The organism is Mycobacterium sp. IDUB_3 (genome assembly GCF_055419585.1).
In genome coordinates this window covers 601003-617736 of the sequence record NZ_JBVAXZ010000001.1, presented here as the reverse complement: position 1 = coordinate 617736, position 16734 = coordinate 601003, and the positions used below count along the sequence as shown (strand labels likewise).

At 67.4% G+C, this 16734-nt stretch carries 21 protein-coding genes; 8 read left to right on the top strand and 13 right to left on the bottom strand.

Annotated features, from left to right (window positions below):
• Nucleotides 1-10: 10 nt before the first annotated feature.
• Together ACZYVJ_RS02620 and ACZYVJ_RS02615 are read right to left on the bottom strand one after the other, a co-directional pair.
• The gene (locus ACZYVJ_RS02620) at nucleotides 11-853 is read right to left on the bottom strand and encodes a class I SAM-dependent methyltransferase (protein ID WP_463829590.1); all 843 of its coding nucleotides are present in this window, start codon (nucleotides 851-853) and stop codon (nucleotides 11-13) included.
• Nucleotides 854-883: 30 nt separating this feature from the next.
• Nucleotides 884-1546 (bottom strand): hypothetical protein, encoded by a 663-nt coding sequence (locus ACZYVJ_RS02615; RefSeq protein WP_463829589.1) that lies wholly within the window; start codon nucleotides 1544-1546, stop codon nucleotides 884-886.
• Between the two features lie 169 nt (nucleotides 1547-1715).
• On the opposite strand from ACZYVJ_RS02615, the gene ACZYVJ_RS02610 reads away from it, so the two are divergent.
• Complete coding sequence (locus ACZYVJ_RS02610) at nucleotides 1716-1970, top strand: hypothetical protein (RefSeq protein WP_044485686.1); 255 nt, start codon at nucleotides 1716-1718, stop codon at nucleotides 1968-1970.
• 70 nt (nucleotides 1971-2040) lie between these two features.
• Here ACZYVJ_RS02610 and ACZYVJ_RS02605 read toward each other — a convergent pair whose 3' ends face one another.
• The 3 genes from ACZYVJ_RS02605 to ACZYVJ_RS02595 all read right to left on the bottom strand — a co-directional run bounded on the left by ACZYVJ_RS02605 (nucleotide 2041) and on the right by ACZYVJ_RS02595 (nucleotide 4466).
• A complete protein-coding gene (locus tag ACZYVJ_RS02605; protein WP_463829588.1) occupies nucleotides 2041-3495 on the bottom strand; it encodes an aldehyde dehydrogenase family protein in 1455 nt (484 codons plus the stop codon).
• A gap of 103 nt (nucleotides 3496-3598) precedes the next feature.
• Nucleotides 3599-4009, bottom strand: coding sequence for a VOC family protein (locus tag ACZYVJ_RS02600; protein WP_463829587.1), 411 nt, complete (start codon nucleotides 4007-4009; stop codon nucleotides 3599-3601).
• A 4-nt stretch (nucleotides 4010-4013) separates the two neighbouring features.
• Nucleotides 4014-4466 carry a helix-turn-helix transcriptional regulator gene (locus tag ACZYVJ_RS02595; RefSeq protein ID WP_463829586.1) on the bottom strand — a complete coding sequence of 151 codons (453 nt, stop codon included), beginning with the start codon at nucleotides 4464-4466 and terminating at the stop codon, nucleotides 4014-4016.
• Between ACZYVJ_RS02595 and ACZYVJ_RS02590 the strand changes: the two genes are divergently transcribed.
• Nucleotides 4393-4875, top strand: coding sequence for a hypothetical protein (locus ACZYVJ_RS02590; RefSeq protein ID WP_463829585.1), 483 nt, complete (start codon nucleotides 4393-4395; stop codon nucleotides 4873-4875). The two genes, ACZYVJ_RS02595 and ACZYVJ_RS02590, sit on opposite strands and share 74 nt — an antisense overlap.
• A gap of 39 nt (nucleotides 4876-4914) precedes the next feature.
• On the opposite strand, the gene ACZYVJ_RS02585 is transcribed toward ACZYVJ_RS02590, so the two are convergent.
• On the bottom strand, nucleotides 4915-5817 hold the full coding sequence (locus ACZYVJ_RS02585) for an NAD-dependent epimerase/dehydratase family protein (protein ID WP_463829584.1): 903 nt from the start codon (nucleotides 5815-5817) through the stop codon (nucleotides 4915-4917).
• A 47-nt stretch (nucleotides 5818-5864) separates the two neighbouring features.
• On the bottom strand, nucleotides 5865-7049 hold the full coding sequence (locus tag ACZYVJ_RS02580) for an acyl-CoA dehydrogenase family protein (protein WP_463829583.1): 1185 nt from the start codon (nucleotides 7047-7049) through the stop codon (nucleotides 5865-5867).
• A gap of 78 nt (nucleotides 7050-7127) precedes the next feature.
• On the opposite strand from ACZYVJ_RS02580, the gene ACZYVJ_RS02575 reads away from it, so the two are divergent.
• Entirely contained in the window at nucleotides 7128-7508 is a 381-nt protein-coding gene (locus ACZYVJ_RS02575) for an NYN domain-containing protein (protein WP_463829582.1), read from the top strand.
• Nucleotides 7505-8473, top strand: coding sequence for an NAD(P)H-dependent flavin oxidoreductase (locus ACZYVJ_RS02570; protein ID WP_463829581.1), 969 nt, complete (start codon nucleotides 7505-7507; stop codon nucleotides 8471-8473). The genes ACZYVJ_RS02575 and ACZYVJ_RS02570 overlap by 4 nt, the downstream gene beginning before the upstream one ends.
• Before the next feature lie 19 nt (nucleotides 8474-8492).
• On the opposite strand, the gene tpx is transcribed toward ACZYVJ_RS02570, so the two are convergent.
• Complete coding sequence (tpx, locus tag ACZYVJ_RS02565) at nucleotides 8493-8987, bottom strand: thiol peroxidase (RefSeq protein ID WP_085289592.1); 495 nt, start codon at nucleotides 8985-8987, stop codon at nucleotides 8493-8495.
• Nucleotides 8988-9097: 110 nt separating this feature from the next.
• Between tpx and ACZYVJ_RS02560 the strand changes: the two genes are divergently transcribed.
• Together ACZYVJ_RS02560 and ACZYVJ_RS02555 are read left to right on the top strand one after the other, a co-directional pair.
• Nucleotides 9098-10048 carry a GlxA family transcriptional regulator gene (locus ACZYVJ_RS02560; protein ID WP_463829580.1) on the top strand — a complete coding sequence of 317 codons (951 nt, stop codon included), beginning with the start codon at nucleotides 9098-9100 and terminating at the stop codon, nucleotides 10046-10048.
• A gap of 19 nt (nucleotides 10049-10067) precedes the next feature.
• Nucleotides 10068-10811 carry a DJ-1/PfpI family protein gene (locus ACZYVJ_RS02555; protein WP_463829579.1) on the top strand — a complete coding sequence of 248 codons (744 nt, stop codon included), beginning with the start codon at nucleotides 10068-10070 and terminating at the stop codon, nucleotides 10809-10811.
• A 65-nt stretch (nucleotides 10812-10876) separates the two neighbouring features.
• On the opposite strand, the gene ACZYVJ_RS02550 is transcribed toward ACZYVJ_RS02555, so the two are convergent.
• Nucleotides 10877-11353: a nuclear transport factor 2 family protein gene (locus tag ACZYVJ_RS02550; protein WP_463829578.1), complete on the bottom strand. Its 477-nt coding sequence runs from the start codon at nucleotides 11351-11353 to the stop codon at nucleotides 10877-10879.
• A 57-nt stretch (nucleotides 11354-11410) separates the two neighbouring features.
• Here ACZYVJ_RS02550 and ACZYVJ_RS02545 point away from each other — a divergent pair, with 57 nt between their 5' ends.
• Nucleotides 11411-12181 carry an SDR family oxidoreductase gene (locus ACZYVJ_RS02545; protein WP_463829576.1) on the top strand — a complete coding sequence of 257 codons (771 nt, stop codon included), beginning with the start codon at nucleotides 11411-11413 and terminating at the stop codon, nucleotides 12179-12181.
• A gap of 9 nt (nucleotides 12182-12190) precedes the next feature.
• Here ACZYVJ_RS02545 and ACZYVJ_RS02540 read toward each other — a convergent pair whose 3' ends face one another.
• Together ACZYVJ_RS02540 and ACZYVJ_RS02535 are read right to left on the bottom strand one after the other, a co-directional pair.
• The gene (locus ACZYVJ_RS02540; protein ID WP_463829575.1) at nucleotides 12191-12865 is read right to left on the bottom strand and encodes a hypothetical protein; all 675 of its coding nucleotides are present in this window, start codon (nucleotides 12863-12865) and stop codon (nucleotides 12191-12193) included.
• A 137-nt stretch (nucleotides 12866-13002) separates the two neighbouring features.
• Nucleotides 13003-14850 (bottom strand): fatty acyl-AMP ligase, encoded by a 1848-nt coding sequence (locus tag ACZYVJ_RS02535; RefSeq protein WP_463829574.1) that lies wholly within the window; start codon nucleotides 14848-14850, stop codon nucleotides 13003-13005.
• 209 nt (nucleotides 14851-15059) lie between these two features.
• On the opposite strand from ACZYVJ_RS02535, the gene ACZYVJ_RS02530 reads away from it, so the two are divergent.
• The gene (locus ACZYVJ_RS02530) at nucleotides 15060-15527 is read left to right on the top strand and encodes an SRPBCC family protein (protein WP_463829573.1); all 468 of its coding nucleotides are present in this window, start codon (nucleotides 15060-15062) and stop codon (nucleotides 15525-15527) included.
• A gap of 58 nt (nucleotides 15528-15585) precedes the next feature.
• Here ACZYVJ_RS02530 and ACZYVJ_RS02525 read toward each other — a convergent pair whose 3' ends face one another.
• Both ACZYVJ_RS02525 and ACZYVJ_RS02520 read right to left on the bottom strand, forming a co-directional pair.
• Entirely contained in the window at nucleotides 15586-15969 is a 384-nt protein-coding gene (locus ACZYVJ_RS02525; RefSeq protein ID WP_463829572.1) for a hypothetical protein, read from the bottom strand.
• Between the two features lie 406 nt (nucleotides 15970-16375).
• Entirely contained in the window at nucleotides 16376-16666 is a 291-nt protein-coding gene (locus ACZYVJ_RS02520) for a GlsB/YeaQ/YmgE family stress response membrane protein (protein ID WP_463829571.1), read from the bottom strand.
• Nucleotides 16667-16734: the final 68 nt, after the last annotated feature.

Here is a 16734-nt window from a genome sequence, read left to right as displayed (position 1 = left end):
GCGGCACGTCTCAGTGCGTCAGCAGCGCGACCGCGGTCGTGGGCCTGCCCCCCGGCCGGCGCAAATCCGATCGCAGCCAGGCAAGCGGACGCATCCATATCGGTAAGCGGCCGAACCGTTTGGCGGCCACCAGCAGCGATTCCGCTTTGACGGCTCGCCAGCCGAGATCTTCGAAGAAGGCCAGCCCGTTTTCGGGCGCGAACTTGAAGGGTGCGTTCTCCGAAATCCCGGCCACATTCTTGTTGATCCGCTTTTCCAGGCCGGGAAAGGCGAAATCGATCATCCACCACGCGACCTCGGGTCGCTTGATCGCGCCCGAAAGGGCCGCGATGTCGGAGGCCTCCAGGTACATCGACAACCCCTCGGTCAGCACGAAGGCCCTCGTCGCCCCGTCCAGCGCCTCGTTGAAGAAGGTGTCTCGGGCGAGCGGGTCGGCGAGGTCAACCGCGGTGCGGCTGAGCCGGCAGCGCGGGGTCTGATCGGCAAGTACTTGCGTCTTCTCGGCGAGCAGCTTGGGTAGATCGGCCTCGATCCAGGTGAGATCCGGTGGGAGGTCTAGGCGGTAGGGCCGGGTATCCAGGCCGGCGGCCAGATTCAGAACACGGTCACAGCCCTGTGCGAGTGCGTCGGCGATGGCATCGTCGATGAGCTTGGTCCGTGCGACCAGCCACCAACCGCTGCGATCCGTCCATGGAACTCCTGCGACGATCGCGCGGCCCTGTTCACCGGCGAGGCGTTCCGCGAGGGGGTCCTTGAACAGCGCATCGGGGCGGGCCGATTCGGTCGCCCGGTGCAGCGCAGTCCACCGGGCCGTGTCGGAAACGTGGGTAATGGTGTGCGCTGGACCAGACATACGTTGCGTTATAGCAGTACCGTCCCGGCCCTACTGCCCAGCCCTGCCTCCGGCGAACCAGGCCTCGCTCACGGTGCGGGTCGCGGGCGGTGGCAGGGCGGCGTCCGGTGCGCCGAGGCGACCGACCTTGACGGTCCACGCCGGCGACGAGCGGTCGATGCAGGATCCGGGGCCCTGGCTGGGCAGCCACAGCACGGCCAGGTCGCTGCCGCACCCGTAGACGCCGGTATACCCGTCGGCTCGCCCACCCCACGCGCCGCCGTTGCGGAGCAGGCAGCGGGCGCCGTCGTCGAGGGTAAGCGCGAACGGATCCGGGGCGGCGGTCGCGTGCACGGGCGGGAGCTGACCGTCGAACACCACCCGGTGCATCTGCATGTCCCACGGATTGTCCACGCACAGAAGCGATCCCGGCGTCGACGGCCAGCAGGTGCCGGCTCCGGCGGCGCTCGGCGAACAGTAGTAGACGTTGTCGGCAACCGCCGACGGTGACGGTTCCGAGCAGTCGCTGGCCTGCCCGACGTTGCCCGGCCCGGATGCCACTTTGTAGCCGTTCATCGCGTCGCCGCCGGGTCCGACGGCCATCACGGTGATCACCCGGGTGGCGGGCGGATCGGCGCCCGCGGGCCCGGCCGTCGAGGTCGCCATCACCAGCAAGACGATCCAGGCCAGCGCCATGCGGGGCACCACGTTCATCGAGCCAACCCTTCTGCACGACCCCCTTTGTGCAGAGTAGAACGCACCCGGGGCCGGCGGCCCGGAATCGGCGGGGGCGCGTGATTGGGATCGGTAGCCACGGGGCGGGTTTGTACTTACCGCAACGACGCCGCCACGGAGGTGGCGCCCGACGAAAGGAAGACAGCAAATGAACATCGTGCCGACCAGCATCCAAGAGCAGATCAACCGTGTCGATCGCCAACGCAGCCTGTACATCGGGATCAGCACCGGCCTGCTCGCGATCTGGAGCGTCTACCGGCTGATCTGGATGCTTTATCTCGGAATGACTTTCGGCTGGTTCTTCGGCGCGATGGCTTTCCAGGTGGTGCTGTGGGGTGTGATCGGGACAGCCGCCGCGGTGGCCTCCGTCGGGTTCCTCACCCGCTACAACAAGGGATCTTGACTCGTCTGACGGCCGTCGGAGAAGTCCCGGACCTTTGGGATCCGGGACTTTCCGTTGTCGGACAACAGGTTTAGAGCTGAGCCCAGACCGACTTCGTCTTCAGGTAGATCTCGAGGCCCTCTTTACCGAACTCGTGACCCCAGCCGGATTGCTTGTACCCGCCGAACGGCACATCGTGGTCGAAGACCAACTGGCAGTTGACCTGAACGCTGCCGGCCTGCAGCCGCCTCATGATGCGGTGGGCCCGGCCCAGGTTCTCCGTCCAGGCGGTGGCCGCCAGGCCGTAGGTGGTGTCGTTGGCCAGGGCCACGGCCTCGTCCTCGTCGTCGAACGGCAGGATGGTGACCACCGGCCCGAAGATCTCCTGCCGGTACAGCCGCATGCTGGTGTCGACGTTGGTTAGCACCGTCGGGTGCACGAAGTAGCCCTTGCGGTCCAGGCGGTGACCGCCGGTGACCACCTCGACGCCGTCCTTCTTGCCCTCGTCGATGAAGCCCATGACGCGGGTCAACTGCTTCTCGCTGATCAGCGGGCCGCTGACGCAGCCCTCCTCGCTGGGGGCGCCCAGCTTGAACGAATTCGCCATCATCGCAATGCCTTCCACGACCCGGTCGTAGACGCCGCGCTGGGCGAAGATGCGCGACCCGCACACGCAGCCCTGGCCGGAGTGCACGAAGATGCCCAGCGACGCCATCATGATGGCGTTGTCCAGGTTGGCGTCGTCGAAGATCAGCACCGGCGATTTGCCGCCCAGTTCGAGCGTGACCTTCTTCAGGTTGTCGGCCGAGGCCCGCACGATCTCCTTGCCGACCTCGGTGGAGCCGGTGAAGGCGACTTTCTGGACATCGGGGTGCGCGGTGATCGCGGCGCCCGCGGTGTGGCCGTAACCGGTTAGTAGGTTGACGACGCCCTCGGGCACGCCGGCTTCGTGGATGAGCCTGTCCAACAGCAGCGCCGACAGCGGCGTCTCCTCGGCCGGCTTGACCAACAGGCTGCCGCCCGCGGCCAGGGCCGGCGCCAGCTTCGCGCTGGCGTTAAAGATCGGGCCGTTCCACGGAAAGATCAAGCCCACAACGCTATACGGCTCTTTCAAGGTGTAGGCGTGCATGTTGACGTAGTTGTCGGTCGCGATGCCGTCGGTCTTCACGTCGTAGGCGACGCCGTTGATCTTCGAACACCAACCGGCGTAGTAGCGGAAGAACTCCGAACAGGTCGACATCTGCAACTGGGCCTGCATCAGCGGCATGCCGGTGTTGAGCGAGTCGAGTTGTGCGAACTCCTCGGCGTGCTCGTCGATCAGCTCGCCGATCCGCCAAAGGATCTTGGCCCGCTCGCGGCCCGGAAGGTCCGCCCAGACCCCCGACTCGAAGGCCGCCTTCGCTTTCGCCGCGGCGTCGTTGACCGCTTCTTGCCCGCAGTCGGTGAATTCGGTGATCGTCTCCTCGGTCGCGGGATCGATGACCGAGATGACGTCACCCGTTCCGGGGCGCTTGCGAATGTCGTCCAATACCGCCTGCACGGTCATCTGATCCCTTTCGTATTTCCAGTCGTGGCTCCCCAGCGCCCAATGCGCTCAGTGCTGAGCACTTGCTTAGCATTGTGCACACGGCTGGTCAAGCTCGATCGGCTCAGCGGAGTTGTTGGATGCGGATGAGGTTTCCCGCGGGATCGCGAACGGCGCAATCGCGAAGCCCGTACGGCTGGTCGGTGGGCTCCTGAACGATGTCCACGTCGCCGGCCTGCAGCCGTTCGAACGTGCCATCGAGGTCCTTGGTGGCCAGCAGCAGTGTGGCGTAGCTGCCCTTGGCCATCATCTCGGCGATGGTGCGGCGCTCGTCGTCGGTGATGCCCGGGTTGGCGGCGGGCGGATTCAAGACGATGGACGTGTCCGGCTGGTTCGGCGGGCCGACCGTGATCCAGCGCATCGTGCCCTTGCCGACGTCGAGGCGAACCTCGAACCCGAGGACGTCGCGATAGAAGGCGAGCGATGCTTCCGGGTCCTCGTGGGGCAGGAAGCTCGAGTGAATGGTGATGTCCATGCGGTCAGGCTAGGTGCGGTCCGGTGGCGGATGCTTCTCGATTCCTGATCGGTCTCGTGACCTGTTTGGCCACGCATGGCGGCATGCCCGCCAGCGCGCCGGCCGCTTCGCGCCGGTACGTGCTGGGCGGCACACCGACCAGTTCGGTGAATCGGGTGCTGAAGGTGCCCAAGGATGAGCACCCGACCGCGAAGCACACCTCGGTGACGCTCAAATCGCCGCGGCGCAGCAGGGCCATGGCTCGCTCGATGCGTCGCGTCATCAAATAGGAGTACGGCGATTCGCCGTAGGCCCGCCGGAATTCGCGGCTGAGGTGGCCGGCGGACATGTGCACGCCGCGCGCGAGCGCTTCGACGTCCAATGGCTGGGTGTAGTCCCGATCGATGCGGTCGCGGACGCGGCGCAACAGCACCAGCGTGCGCAGGCGCTGCGCGGCGGCGTCCGGTGTGCTGGTCACCAATGTGATGCTGCCACCCGGACCAGGCAGTCGCCTAAGGCCGCACCTCTCTCGGGCTGTTTGGTCCTCAGGCCAGCGTGGCGCTGCGCCAGGCCAGTGGGTTCAGTCCCCGGTAGGGGTCCTGCCCGCTCAGCCGCAGCAGGTCGCGGCTGGGGGCTTTCCACTCGACAAGCCGGAGTTCGACGGCGGATCCCCGCCCGTTACGGCCATCGCGGCACTGGAACGCGCCCGCCTAGACGGTCACGTCGATCCGTCGTGGGACCCGAGGCAGCTGCTGGTGCTGCTGTTCGGCATCGGGCTGGCCTGGGCGCACTGGCCCGATCCCGACGCGGAGACAACTGACGCGGACGTCATCGCGGGCCGCCGCGCCGCCGCGGTGGAGGCCGCCACCCGCCTTATACAGGGCTGAGCTTGATTCGCTCGACCAATGACGTTGTGCCGCAGCCGGTTAGACGCCGACCAGCTCGGGATGGAACTTGGCCGCCATGCGGCGGATTCCGTCGCGCCAGTCGACCGAGGTGCCGCCGATGAGCTCGTGCATCCGGTCGATCGTGGTGGGATTGCCGCGCAGCGCTTGCTCGCTCACCTCGAAGATCGGCTCCCTGCCGACGAGTGAGCCGAGGTAATCGCACCACTCCTGCAGGCTGACCGTCTGGTCGCCGCACCAGTTGACCGTGGTCGCCGGTACCGAGGCGACCTCGAGCAGCTTGGGAATCGTCGCGATGATGTCGTCCTCGTGAATCGGGTTGTAGCGGGCGGGTTCACCGGGTGGAACGGGAATCGGGATACCGCCCAACATCATCTCCATGTGGTAGAACGGCCACCCGCCGTTGTCGCCGTAGGGGACGTTGAGCCGGGCGATCGTCGTGGGCACGCCGACGACGCGCGCCACCGACCGGGCCACCACTTCCCCGGCGATCTTAGAGATGGAATAGGTGGGAAACAGTGGCTTGTGGTTGTCACCGAGGGCGGACTGCTCGCTGCGGGGATCGTCGTCGGGCGGGTCATACACGGCGGCCGACGAGCAGTGCAGGAACGCCTTCGCGTTGCGGCAGTGGGCCATCAGCGGACCTACCGATTCCGCGTTGGCCGCCAGATCCTTGTCCCAGCTTCCGCTCTTGGCCACCGCCAAGTTCAGGACGTAGTCGAAATCCGTTGGCAGGGCGGTGAAGTCGCCCGCCGCCAGATTCACCTTCTCGCAATGAATCCCGGCCTTCTCTAGGCCTTCGCGCGCGGCAGGGTCGGTGAAACGGGCGATCCCCCAAACCTCGTTGTCGGCGGCGAGCGCTCGGGCGATGGGGGTGGCGATTTGACCGGTCGGACCGGTGATCAGGATTTTTGAGCCGCGCATGCGCGCAATGGTAGCGAGGACCTGTCGCCGAACCTAGGTCCGATGCCTTACAACCCGGGCTGGTCCTCGATGATGCCCAGCCAGATCTGGGCGACGTCGATGGCGACCTTCTCGCTGATGAAGGCGTGCTGTGTTCCGGTGTAGATGTCCCGGAAGGCACGCTCCAGCCGGCTGCCCTCGCGGATCGAGCTGGTCCCGGCGACCAGGTGGGCCCATTCGGCGCAGCCGCGGGCCACATCGGTGGCGTAGACGGCGGCCACCCGCATGTCGGCGCGAAGCGCCGGTGTCAGGTCCTCACCCGACGCTACCGCCGCCTCGGCGGTGGTGAACGCGTCGAGCACCAAGAGGCGAGCCGCACGCCACGCCGCGCGGTGATGCGCCAGCCCCTTCTGGAAGGTGGGGCGGCTGGCCAGTGCCGCCATGTCACTCATCCGGAATTTTGTCGCGGCCAACTCTTGGACATCGTCGAGCATGCTCTTGGCCACGCCCAGTGCCCACGAGGCGTGCCCGGCGGCGGTCACGGGCATCAGCCCCATCCGGGTGGCCGGCGAGGTCCCCCGGCGGGGCTGCCGCACGAACAGCTCGAACGTGCGGCTCTCGGGTACGAACAAGTCCTGAGCGCTGTAGTCGTAGGAGCCGGTGCCCTTCAGCCCTTGCACGAACCAGCCGTCGTTGAAACTGATCTCCTCCCGCGGAATCACAGCGACCCGCATCTCCGGGAAACCCTCACTGATCCAGCGCATCTCGCCGTTGTCCATCGGCAGGAAACCGGCCGCAACGTATTGCGCGTGACCGGTGCCCGAACCGAAGTTCCAGGCGCCGGTCACCCGGTAGCCGCCGTCGACGGCAGCGCCTTGCCCGTTGGGAAAGAACTGGCCGCCCATGGTGACCCGGTTGTCGTGTGCGGCGAACACTTCGGCGAAGCCCTCGTCGGGCAGATAGGCCGCCGCGGCGAAGGACGACGGCAGATTGGCGATCCCCACCCAGCCGAATGACCCATCCTGCCAAGCCATTTCGATCCAGGTCTCGATCATCTCGGTGAACGACGGCTCGACCCCGCCGGCCATTACCGGGTTGAACGCCGACATCAGCCCGCTGGCCCACATCGCGTCGACGATCGCGGGGGTGAGGGTGCGCATCCGCTCGGATTCGGCGGCTTCGGCGCGCACCAGGTCCCGCATACCGCGGGCCAGCGCGATCACCCGGTCTTCGGTGTCGGCGATCGAGGTCATGAGGGTGACCGTATCAACCACTGACGGCTTCTCGAACGAAATTCAATCGGTCACGCCGGGTCGTTTACGGTGTGGATTGTGCGCTGGATCGTCGACGGCATGAATGTGATCGGAAGTCGTCCCGATGGCTGGTGGAAAGACCGCAACGGTGCCATGGTCACATTGGTGGAAAGCCTGGATCGATGGGCGTCGGGTCAAGGAGAAACGGTGACAGTGGTTTTCGAACGACCGCCGTCGACGGCCATCACGTCATCGGTGGTCGAGGTTGCGCACGCACCCCGGGCGGCCGCGAATTCGGCCGACGACGAGATCGTCCGGCTGGTCGCGGCCGACGCCGCGCCGCACGACATTCGCGTCGTGACGTCCGACCGGGCGTTGACCGAGCGAGTGCGAAGTCTGGGCGCATCGGTCCACCGGTCGGAGGGCTTCCGCGACCTCATCGATCCGCGGGACCGATGACCACCGGCGGCCCGGGTGCCGCACCCAACCGGGTCTGCGCGCTCGCACACATCGACATCCCGATCATCCAGGCGCCGATGACCTACATCGCCGGCGCCCAACTGGCCGCCGCGGTATCGAACGCCGGCGGCCTGGGCATCATCGAGACCACCTCGGATCCGGGCCGGGCCGACCTGCGACGGGTGCGCGAGCTGACCGGCGGTGCCGTCGGCGCGAACATCGCGTTACTGTTCAACCGCGACCCGGCGATGCTGGATCTGCTCGTCGCCAACGACATTCGGTTCGTCACCACCTCGGCCGGCAGCCCATCGGTGTTCACCGAACGTCTCCACGACGCGGGCATCACCGTGTTCCACGTGGTGGGCACCCTGGCCGCGGCCAAGAAGGCCGTCGATGCCGGGGTGGACGGGCTGGTGGTCGAGGGCGTCGAGGGAGGCGGATTCAAGAACCGGTTCGGCGCGTCGACCATGGTGCTGCTGCCGCTGGTGGCGGCACACGTCGACATCCCGATCGTCGCCGCCGGGGGGATCTGCGATGCGCGGTCCATGGCGGCCGCGTTTGTTCTCGGCGCCGAAGCGGTGCAGATGGGCACCAGGCTGCTGGCCTCGGCGGAGTCGCCGGTGCACGGCAACCTCAAGCAGGCGGTCGTCGACGCCGACGAGACCGGCACGGTGATGCTCCCCCTCGACGGCACGCGGATGATGCGCGTCATCCGCACCCCGGCCGCCGAGCGACTCGACACCGCGACATCTGCGGGCGAGGGCGCCGCGGCGCTACAACGGGTGCAGCGGCTCTACTTCGAGGGCGACCTGGACGCCAGCGTCGCCAACACGGGTCAGGTGGCCGGGCGCATCCAGGACCTGCCGCCGGCCGCCGACATCATCAACGAGATGTGGCGAGGCTGCCGCGAGCTGCTGGCGGCCACGTCGGAGCGGGTGGGCCGGGCCGAACTCGACGAGACCTAGCCCTAGGCGGGCGCGGAGGTCAGCCCGCCGCCGCCAGAGCCGCATCGTAGTTGGGCTCCTGGGCGATTTCGGGCACCAGCTCGGTGTAGGCGACGTTGCCGTCGGCGCCGATCACCACGATGGCCCGGGCGAGCAATCCGGCCATCGGACCGTCGGTGATGGTGACGCCGTAGTCCTCACCGAAGCTGTCGCGGAACGCCGAACCGCTCTTGACGTTCTCGATGCCCTCGGCGCCACAGAATCGCGCCTGCGCGAACGGCAGGTCTTTCGAGACGTTCACCACGGTCGCCCCGCCCCCGGCGGCACGCTCGTTGAAGGTCCGCACGCTGGCGGCGCACACCGGCGTATCGATGGACGGAAAGATGTTGAGCACCAAGGGCTTACCGCCGAATTGCTCGCTGCTCACCGCTGCCAGATCGCCGCCGACCAGGCTGAAGGCCGGGGCTTTGGATCCGACGGCAGGCAGCTCGCCGACAGTGTTGATCGGGTTTCCACGCAACGTTATCTGTGCCATGGGCAACAGTCTGCCAAGGCCGCCGTGGCGGCCTTGGGGCAGGTCCCATGTCCTAATCAGTGGGATGCATGGCGTAGACGACAGGCCCCGGCGTGCCCAACACTGAAGCCATGCCTCGCAAGGTGGTCATCGTCGGCTTTCCCGGCGTGCAGGCCCTTGACGTGGTGGGCCCGTATGACGTGTTCACCGGCGCATCGCTGCTGACGGGCGGCGGCTACGACGTCGCGATGGCCTCGGTCGGTGGCCAACCTGTGCAGACGGCCACCGGGCTGGCCTTCGTGGCGACCCCGTTGCCGGACCCGGCCGACCCGATCGACACGGTCGTTCTGCCCGGCGGCGCCGGTGTCGACGCCGCCCGCTCCGATGCCGACCTTCTCGCCTGGATCAAGACCGTCGCCACCCAAGCCCGCCGGATCGTCACGGTGTGCACCGGTGCGTTTCTCGCCGCCGAGGCGGGCCTGCTGGACGGGCACCGGGTGACCACCCATTGGGCCTTCGCCGAGCGGTTGGCGAGTGAATTCCCCGCCATCGACGTCGATGCCGACCCGATCTTCGTGCGAAGCTCGGACATCCTATGGACCGCGGCGGGCGTCACCGCGGGCATCGACCTGACGCTCGCGCTGATCGAAGACGACTACGGCACCGAGCTTGCGCAGACGGTTGCCCGCTGGCTCGTGCTGTATCTGCGTCGGCCGGGCGGCCAGACCCAGTTCGCCGCGCCGGTGTGGATGCCGCGGGCCAGACGGGACTCGATCCGCGAGGTGCAGGAGACGATCGAGGCGGCGCCGGGCCGTCCGCACAGCATCGACGAGCTGGCGCGCCGCGCCGCGATGAGCCCGCGGCACTTCACCCGGGTGTTCACCGCCGAAATCGGTGAGGCGCCCGGCCAATACGTCGAACGCATCCGCACCGAGGCCGCACGCCGGCAGTTGGAGGAGACCGACGACACCGTCGTCGCGATCGCCGCTCGGTGCGGCTTCGGCACCGCGGAAACCATGCGACGCAATTTCCTTCGCCGCGTTGGCATTTCGCCCGACCAATACCGCAAGGCCTTCGCCTGACATCGAAAGGACGACTCTGATGACCCAAATCGCCATCGTGGCCTATCCGGGATTCACCGCGCTGGACATGATCGGTCCCTACGAGGTGCTGCGCAACCTGCCGGGCGCCGAGGTGCGCTTCGTGTGGCACGAAGCCGGACCGATCACCGCCGACTCCGGGGTGCTCGTTATCGGCGCCACCCACTCGCTGGCCGAAACCCCCTCCCCCGATGTGATTCTCGTTCCCGGGGGTCCGTCGACGCCGGTTCATGCCCGTGACGACGCGCTGCTCGACTGGCTGCGCCGGGCCCACCACAGCGCGAGCTGGACGACGTCGGTGTGCTCGGGGTCGGTGATTCTGGCGGCCGCCGGCCTGCTGGACGGCCGCCGGGCGACGTCGCATTGGCTGACGGTTTCCGCGCTGAAGGCATTCGGCGCGGTGCCCGTGACCGACGAACGAATCGTGCACTCCGATGACATCGTCACCAGTGCGGGCGTGTCCGCCGGGCTCGACCTCGCGCTGTGGCTGGCCGGCCAGATCGCCGGCGAATCCCGCGCGAAGGCAATCCAGCTCGCGCTCGAATACGACCCGCAGCCACCGTACGACTCGGGTCACATGTCGAAGGCTTCGGCGACCACGAAGGCCGCCGCGACGGCGTTGCTGTCCCGCGACAGCGTGAAGCCCGCCAACGTGAAAGCCGCAACCTTGCTCGCCTGGGAGCAGGCGCTGGGTAGGGTCCGGTCGCGGCGCCGCGGGCGGGCAGTCGCTTCCGGCACGGCGTAGGTCGGTCAGAAAAAGGCTGGCGCCGGTGATAGCGCTTCGCGCGCAAGCACTTTCGCTGCGCGAGGCTATGCGCCGGGCTGCAGGATGTCGGTCGTGGCGAGCTGGCCGCCGGCCTGCATCCACGCCGCAACGACGCCGGGAGCGTCCCGGTCGGGGTTGTAAATGTCCTCCTCGCTAGAGAACAGCCCGTCGCCGGCGTAGACCAGCCGGGTCCAGTTCGGAAACCAGAAGGGTTCACCGGTCGGGTCGGTCGGGTGATCGAGCAGGTTCTTGATCATGACGACGACGGCGTCGTTGTCCTCGTCGTGAGCGACCCAGTCATTGGGAAAACGCATGTGCGGGAACGGCGCCATCACCGCGACGATCCAGTCGCGGACCGCCTCGCGCCCGTGGAAGACGCCGTAGTGGTGCTCGGTGTAGACGACGTCCTCGGTGAAGAGGTCCGCAAACGGCCGCCAATCGCCCGAAGCGCTACACCCTTCGACGACTTTGGTGTAGTTATCGACGGCTTTGTCGATTTCTGCCCTGGTGAATTTGCCCATGCGGACACACTAGAACGTGTTTCGGTTTTGGGTCGCTCGTATGGATGGGGATGTCGGATGAACGTGATGGACTTGTTCGGCCTGCGCGGCAAGAGGGCGTTGGTCACCGGGGCGTCCAGCGGCATCGGCAGGAAAGTGGCTCAGGCCTACCTGCAGGCCGGCGCCGACGTGGCCATCGCGGCGCGGAATATCGAGGCGCTGGAACGCATCGCCGGCGAGCTGGCGCCCGACGGTGACGGCAAGGTGGTGCCGATCCGATGCGACGTGACCCGGCCCGACCAGGTGGCCGCCATGGTGGACCGGGTGATCGCGGAGCTGGGCGGCGTCGACGTCGCGGTCTGCAACGCCGGTGTCATCGACGTCGTCCCGATGCTGGACATGTCGCCCGAAGAATTCCAGCGCATTCAGGACACCAACGTGACCGGTGTCTTCCTGACCGCGCAGGCGGCGGCCCGGGCGATGGTGGCCCAGGGGCGCGGCGGCGTCATCATCACTACCGCCTCGATGTCTGGCAGCATCATCAACGTCCCGCAACAGGTCGGCCACTACTGCGCCTCCAAGGCGGCCGTCATCCACCTGACCAAGGCCATGGCAGTCGAATTCGCGCCGCATAACATCCGGGTCAACAGCGTCAGCCCCGGTTACATCCTCACCGAGCTGGTCGAGCCGTTGTCGGAGTACCACCGCCAGTGGGAGCCGAAAATTCCGCTCGGACGCATCGGCCGCCCCGAAGAGCTCACCGGCCTCTACGTCTATCTGGCCAGCGAGGCGTCCAGCTACATGACCGGTTCGGACGTCGTGATCGACGGCGGCTACACCTGTCCCTAGCCCCGCCGCTTACCGCTCCAGCTCGCCCGATATGCCGCGCTCGAGGTTGGCCTGTGTCGCCGACGGCAACACCAGCAGGCCGTCGAGTTCGTTGCGGGCCACGTCATAGGCGCGCTGACGTTCGTGCGACGCCGCCCCGGGATCAGCCGCGACTCGTAACAGGCTCTGCGCCCGCGCAATTCGCTGCTGATCCGCCCGGGAGAAATCGTTGCGGCGCCGGCGAATCGCTTCGGCCTCGGCGGCGTTGAACGCGGTGACGTAGTCCTCGACGGCGGCCATGTATCGCGCGGCGCCCTCCCGGTCGTCGAGCAGATCCTCGGCCTTGACGGGGCGCAGGAAGTCGGCCCGCAGCTTGGCTTTGTGGAACGCGATCGTGTTCGCGTCGCGCATGTCGGTCATCAGGGGGAAGTCCAGCAGCTTGGCGACGTCGAGTTCGTACTCGAGCCAGCGCGCGTCCGTGCGGCCATGCTCATCGAGGACGCGGCGAATCGAGCGCCACTGGGCCGCGTGATTGACGGCGGCCCCGTCCGTGGCGGACGTGTCGGGCGGTGTCGGGCCGATCTCCCGCGACCGCTCGTCGGCGCGCCGGCGGTAGGCGCCGAATGCGCGCACCGCGGCGACGATCGCACCGGTCAGCGGCAGGATCAAGATCAACAGCTCCGCCAACCGGAATATCAAACCCACCTGGCCAGGATGCCACCCACCCTGCCGTAGCCGACCGCTACGTCGCCGCCGACTAAATCCGGCGACACCATCAGCCTGAGAATCGCGCGCCTCCGAGTGGACGGTTCGCCCGCAGGCCCTTTTGAGGGTTCGCCCGGCTAGCGGACGCCCAGCGTGCCGCCGAGGTATTCCGCGCGGCAGGCCCGACGGGCCAGCTTGCCGCTGGTGGTCCGTGGGATGGCGCCGGCAGGCAGGAGACGCACATCCGAGACGGTCAGGTCGTGCCGCTGCGCGACCGCCGCGCGGATCGCCTCGATCGCCTGCCGCGGATCCTGACGGCTGGTGCCCGCGGCGCGTTCGGTGACCACGACGAGCCGGGCGGCATCCGGGTCGGCGCCGTCCGGCACGGAAAACGCAGCCACGTATCCGCGCCGGACGATTTCCGAGGCTTCGGCGACGGTGGCCTCGATGTGTTGCGGGTAGTGGTTGCGGCCGTCGATGGTCACCAGGTCAGCGATCCGGCCGGTCACGTACAGCTCACCGTCCAGATACACGCCCAGGTCGCCGGTGCGCAGCCAAGAGCGGTCCGGGTCGGCGCCGTCGGCGTGGCCGCCCTGGGCAAGCCGGGATCGCAGCTCGGCGCCGAACGCCCGCCGCGTCTCGTCCGGCAACCCCCAGTAGCCGCGTCCGACGTTGTTGCCCTGCAACCAGATTTCGCCCACGTTGCCGTCCGGCAACTCGGATCCGCGGGCGGGGTCGACGATGACGGCCCATTCGCTGCGCGCTACCTGGCCGCACGACACCTGCGCGACGGCGTTGGGATCGTCCGCGCCGACGCGCACCGCGTGTCCCGCGCCCAGCCGTTCTGAGTCGAAATACACCGCCGTCGCCTCGGCGTCGGCGGCGATGGTCGCGACGAACAACGTTCCCTCGGCGATGCCGTAGGACGGCTTGAACGCGGTCCGCGGCAACCCGTACGGCGCGAACGCCTTGTTGAAGGTCCGGATCGCATCGATGCTGACGGGTTCTGAGCCGATGATCATCACCACGTTGCGCAGGTCGATGTCTGTACCGGGGCCGGGCAGGCCGCGCTGCGCGGCCCACTCGTAGGCGAAGTTCGGTGCGGCGGTGACGACGTTGCCCTGCCGCGACCCGTCGGACAGGGCCTGAATCCATCGCCGGGGCCTGCGGACGAACGCGATGGGAGACATCAGCGTGGAGTGGCCGCCGTAGACGGCCGGGAAGCCGATCATCGACAAACCCATGTCGTGGTAGAGCGGTAACCAGCTGACGCCGTGAGTGTTTCGGTCGAGCAGGTCGATCGACAGGATCATCTGCACCAGGTTGGTGCCCGCCGCGCGGTGGGTGATCTCGACACCGACCGGCGGCCGGGTCGAGCCCGACGTGTACTGCAGGTGCGAGACGTCGTCCATGCCGAGTTCGGTGGGCACGAACGACTCCCCCGCCGAATCGGGAATCTGATCGATGGCGATCACCCGCGTCCGGCGCAGGTGCGGGTGGCCGGCCAGGAACTTCTCCACCGCCTCTCGGGCGGGCGTCGTCGTGAGTACGACGGTGGGCTCGGAATCGCGCAGTGCGGTATCGAGCCGTTCTGCGTGCCCGGGTAGTTCCGGGGCGAACAACGGCACCGCGATGGTTCCGGCCTTGACCGCCGCGTAGAAGCCGGCGACATAGTCGATGCCCTGTGGCGCGAGGACCGCGACGCGCTCACCGTGACTGGCAACTTGCTGGATGCGCGCGCCGATGGCCTCCAGCCGGACGCCGAACCGGCTCCACGTCACCTCTTCGGCGTCCCCGTCGGCCGAACGGCTGTAGTCGAGGTAGCGATACGCCACGGTGTCACCGACGTTCGCGATGTTGCGGTTGATGAGCGAGATCAGGTTGACCCCCGGCGGCAGCACCACCCGGCCGGCCGTGTCCAGGCAGTCCTCGATCCTAAGTAGGCCACCGGCACCTGGGCCGTCCTGCCGGGAACCGCGATCCATAACTGCAGTCTAGGCAAGCCGATCCGACGGTCCCCGCGCGGTGAATCGGCAAACATCAAGAGCGGCGGGCGCATTCGTCGATTCCGGCAGACGTTCGATCACCGGGTTGACAGCGGCGATCCACCCGATCCGGTTCACGCCCGGCGTGGGCGGTAGCCTACCGGCGAGCGGCGTCCAGGGCCGTCCGTCTGCTACCACCAGGAGTCGTCATGCCGGGCCGGAACTTTTCCTTCGAAATCACCCGCACCAGCAGCGCACCCCCCGCGACGGTGTTCCGGTTGGTAGCCGACGGCGCCAACTGGTCGCAGTGGGCCAAGCCGATTGTCATGCACTCGAGTTGGGCTCGCCAGGGCGATCCCGCGCCAGGCGGCGTCGGGGCCATCCGCAAGGTGGGCATGTGGCCGGTGTACGTGCAGGAGGAAACGGTCGAGTACGAGCCGGACCGTCGCCACGCCTACAAGCTGGTGGGCCCGGCCACCCCGGCCAAGGATTACGCCGGCGAGGTGGTCCTCACGCCGAATGCGGCGGGCGGCACCGACATCCGCTGGACCGGCTCGTTCACCGAAGGCGTTCGCGGGACGGGCCCGCTGATGCGCGCCGCCATGGGCGGAGCGGTCCGGTTTTTCGCGGGCCGGCTGGTGAAGGCGGCCGAGCGCGAATCCACCGGCGGTCGCTAGCTTTCCCGAATGGCGCATGACGGCCGCGCACCGCGGCCGCCACGCTTTGATTCACGATTTACGGGTTGTTGAACTGGTTCTCGTAGGTCTGTTGCTGCTGCATGTCCTGGTTGAACTGCTGCTGGGCCTGCTCGTTTTGCTCTTCGGCCTGCTGCATGGACTGTTGCAGCTGCTGCTGATTCAGCTGTTGTTGCAGCTGGGCCTGGTCGTCGTCGTCATCGGCCGCGACGCCGCCGCCGGTAAGGCCGGGCGGCGCCTGGGGTGAAAAGGCCAGGTCCGTCAGGCGCACCGATCCGGATCCCAGCGTGGTTGTTGGGGTCTGGGGCTGCGCCGCGTCGTAGAGAGCCAGGACGGCCAGGGTCGCGGCGCCCGCGAGTGTGAGGCGCAGTAGTCGCCGGCGGCGTCCGCCGGCGAACGTGAGGCGAGGGGTGTTGGTGGTCATCCTCCAGGTATGCGCCGCGTCCTTAGCTGCCCCCTGGGACCCCGCTGTCGCCTGGATATGAAGCCGGCGCCGCCGCACGACGGCACCGTCGGCGGCCAGTCCGAAGCTTCTACCGTTACTCACATCCGAAATCGTGAAACTCCCGCGGGGGCTTGTGATCCCAAGCCCTTTGCAGATCGTCGTCGATGGCGCGCATCGCATGTTGTCTTAACATGAGGCCGGTCCCCTCCAGAGCGATGATCGTCCTGCTTTTTCGCGTCCACCATCTCAGCAGGCATCGCGTCGGGCGTCCAGCAGGGCCTTCGATCCGGCTCGCTACACGGCGGGCAACCTGCGCTGCTTGCCCGCCACCGGCTATCGCTGCACCAGCGATGCTTAAGCACCGATTGTGTTGGCCACCAGCCAGTTACCGGCGAAGCAACCCGGTACGGCGAGCACGGCGACCCCGCACGGTTTCCCAAATCGCGATGAGGACGATGGCGGCACCGATTCCAATGAGGAATGGAACCCAAGCGAATCCGCCATTGACATTGTGGTATCCGAACTTGCCGGCTACCCATGAGCCGATCAAGCCACCTAGGGCGCCGAGCGCAATGGTCATAATCATGCCGATGTCTTGTTTGCCTGGCATGAGAAGACGAGCAATCAAGCCGATGAGCGCACCCACAACGATGGCGAGGATTATTGACCCGATCATTGCTGCAACTCCTGTCGTAGCGGCGCCCCGAGTGGGCTCCATCTTCGACTAGGGCTTCCCTGAATCGT

Coding starts and splice junctions, on each gene's coding strand:
- ACZYVJ_RS02580 (WP_463829583.1), bottom strand. CDS start 7,049: ATGACCTCGATCGCCGACACCGAAGACCGGGTGATCGCGCTGGCCCGC.
- ACZYVJ_RS02545 (WP_463829576.1), top strand. CDS start 11,411: ATGAACGTGATGGACTTGTTCGGCCTGCGCGGCAAGAGGGCGTTGGTC.
- ACZYVJ_RS02525 (WP_463829572.1), bottom strand. CDS start 15,969: ATGACCACCAACACCCCTCGCCTCACGTTCGCCGGCGGACGCCGCCGG.
- ACZYVJ_RS02550 (WP_463829578.1), bottom strand. CDS start 11,353: ATGGGCAAATTCACCAGGGCAGAAATCGACAAAGCCGTCGATAACTAC.
- ACZYVJ_RS02615 (WP_463829589.1), bottom strand. CDS start 1,546: ATGAACGTGGTGCCCCGCATGGCGCTGGCCTGGATCGTCTTGCTGGTG.
- ACZYVJ_RS02530 (WP_463829573.1), top strand. CDS start 15,060: ATGCCGGGCCGGAACTTTTCCTTCGAAATCACCCGCACCAGCAGCGCA.
- ACZYVJ_RS02570 (WP_463829581.1), top strand. CDS start 7,505: ATGACCACCGGCGGCCCGGGTGCCGCACCCAACCGGGTCTGCGCGCTC.
- ACZYVJ_RS02620 (WP_463829590.1), bottom strand. CDS start 853: ATGTCTGGTCCAGCGCACACCATTACCCACGTTTCCGACACGGCCCGG.
- ACZYVJ_RS02555 (WP_463829579.1), top strand. CDS start 10,068: ATGACCCAAATCGCCATCGTGGCCTATCCGGGATTCACCGCGCTGGAC.
- ACZYVJ_RS02535 (WP_463829574.1), bottom strand. CDS start 14,850: ATGGATCGCGGTTCCCGGCAGGACGGCCCAGGTGCCGGTGGCCTACTT.
- ACZYVJ_RS02560 (WP_463829580.1), top strand. CDS start 9,098: ATGCCTCGCAAGGTGGTCATCGTCGGCTTTCCCGGCGTGCAGGCCCTT.
- ACZYVJ_RS02590 (WP_463829585.1), top strand. CDS start 4,393: ATGCGGTCGCGGACGCGGCGCAACAGCACCAGCGTGCGCAGGCGCTGC.
- tpx (WP_085289592.1), bottom strand. CDS start 8,987: ATGGCACAGATAACGTTGCGTGGAAACCCGATCAACACTGTCGGCGAG.
- ACZYVJ_RS02605 (WP_463829588.1), bottom strand. CDS start 3,495: ATGACCGTGCAGGCGGTATTGGACGACATTCGCAAGCGCCCCGGAACG.
- ACZYVJ_RS02520 (WP_463829571.1), bottom strand. CDS start 16,666: ATGATCGGGTCAATAATCCTCGCCATCGTTGTGGGTGCGCTCATCGGC.
- ACZYVJ_RS02610 (WP_044485686.1), top strand. CDS start 1,716: ATGAACATCGTGCCGACCAGCATCCAAGAGCAGATCAACCGTGTCGAT.
- ACZYVJ_RS02585 (WP_463829584.1), bottom strand. CDS start 5,817: ATGCGCGGCTCAAAAATCCTGATCACCGGTCCGACCGGTCAAATCGCC.
- ACZYVJ_RS02600 (WP_463829587.1), bottom strand. CDS start 4,009: ATGGACATCACCATTCACTCGAGCTTCCTGCCCCACGAGGACCCGGAA.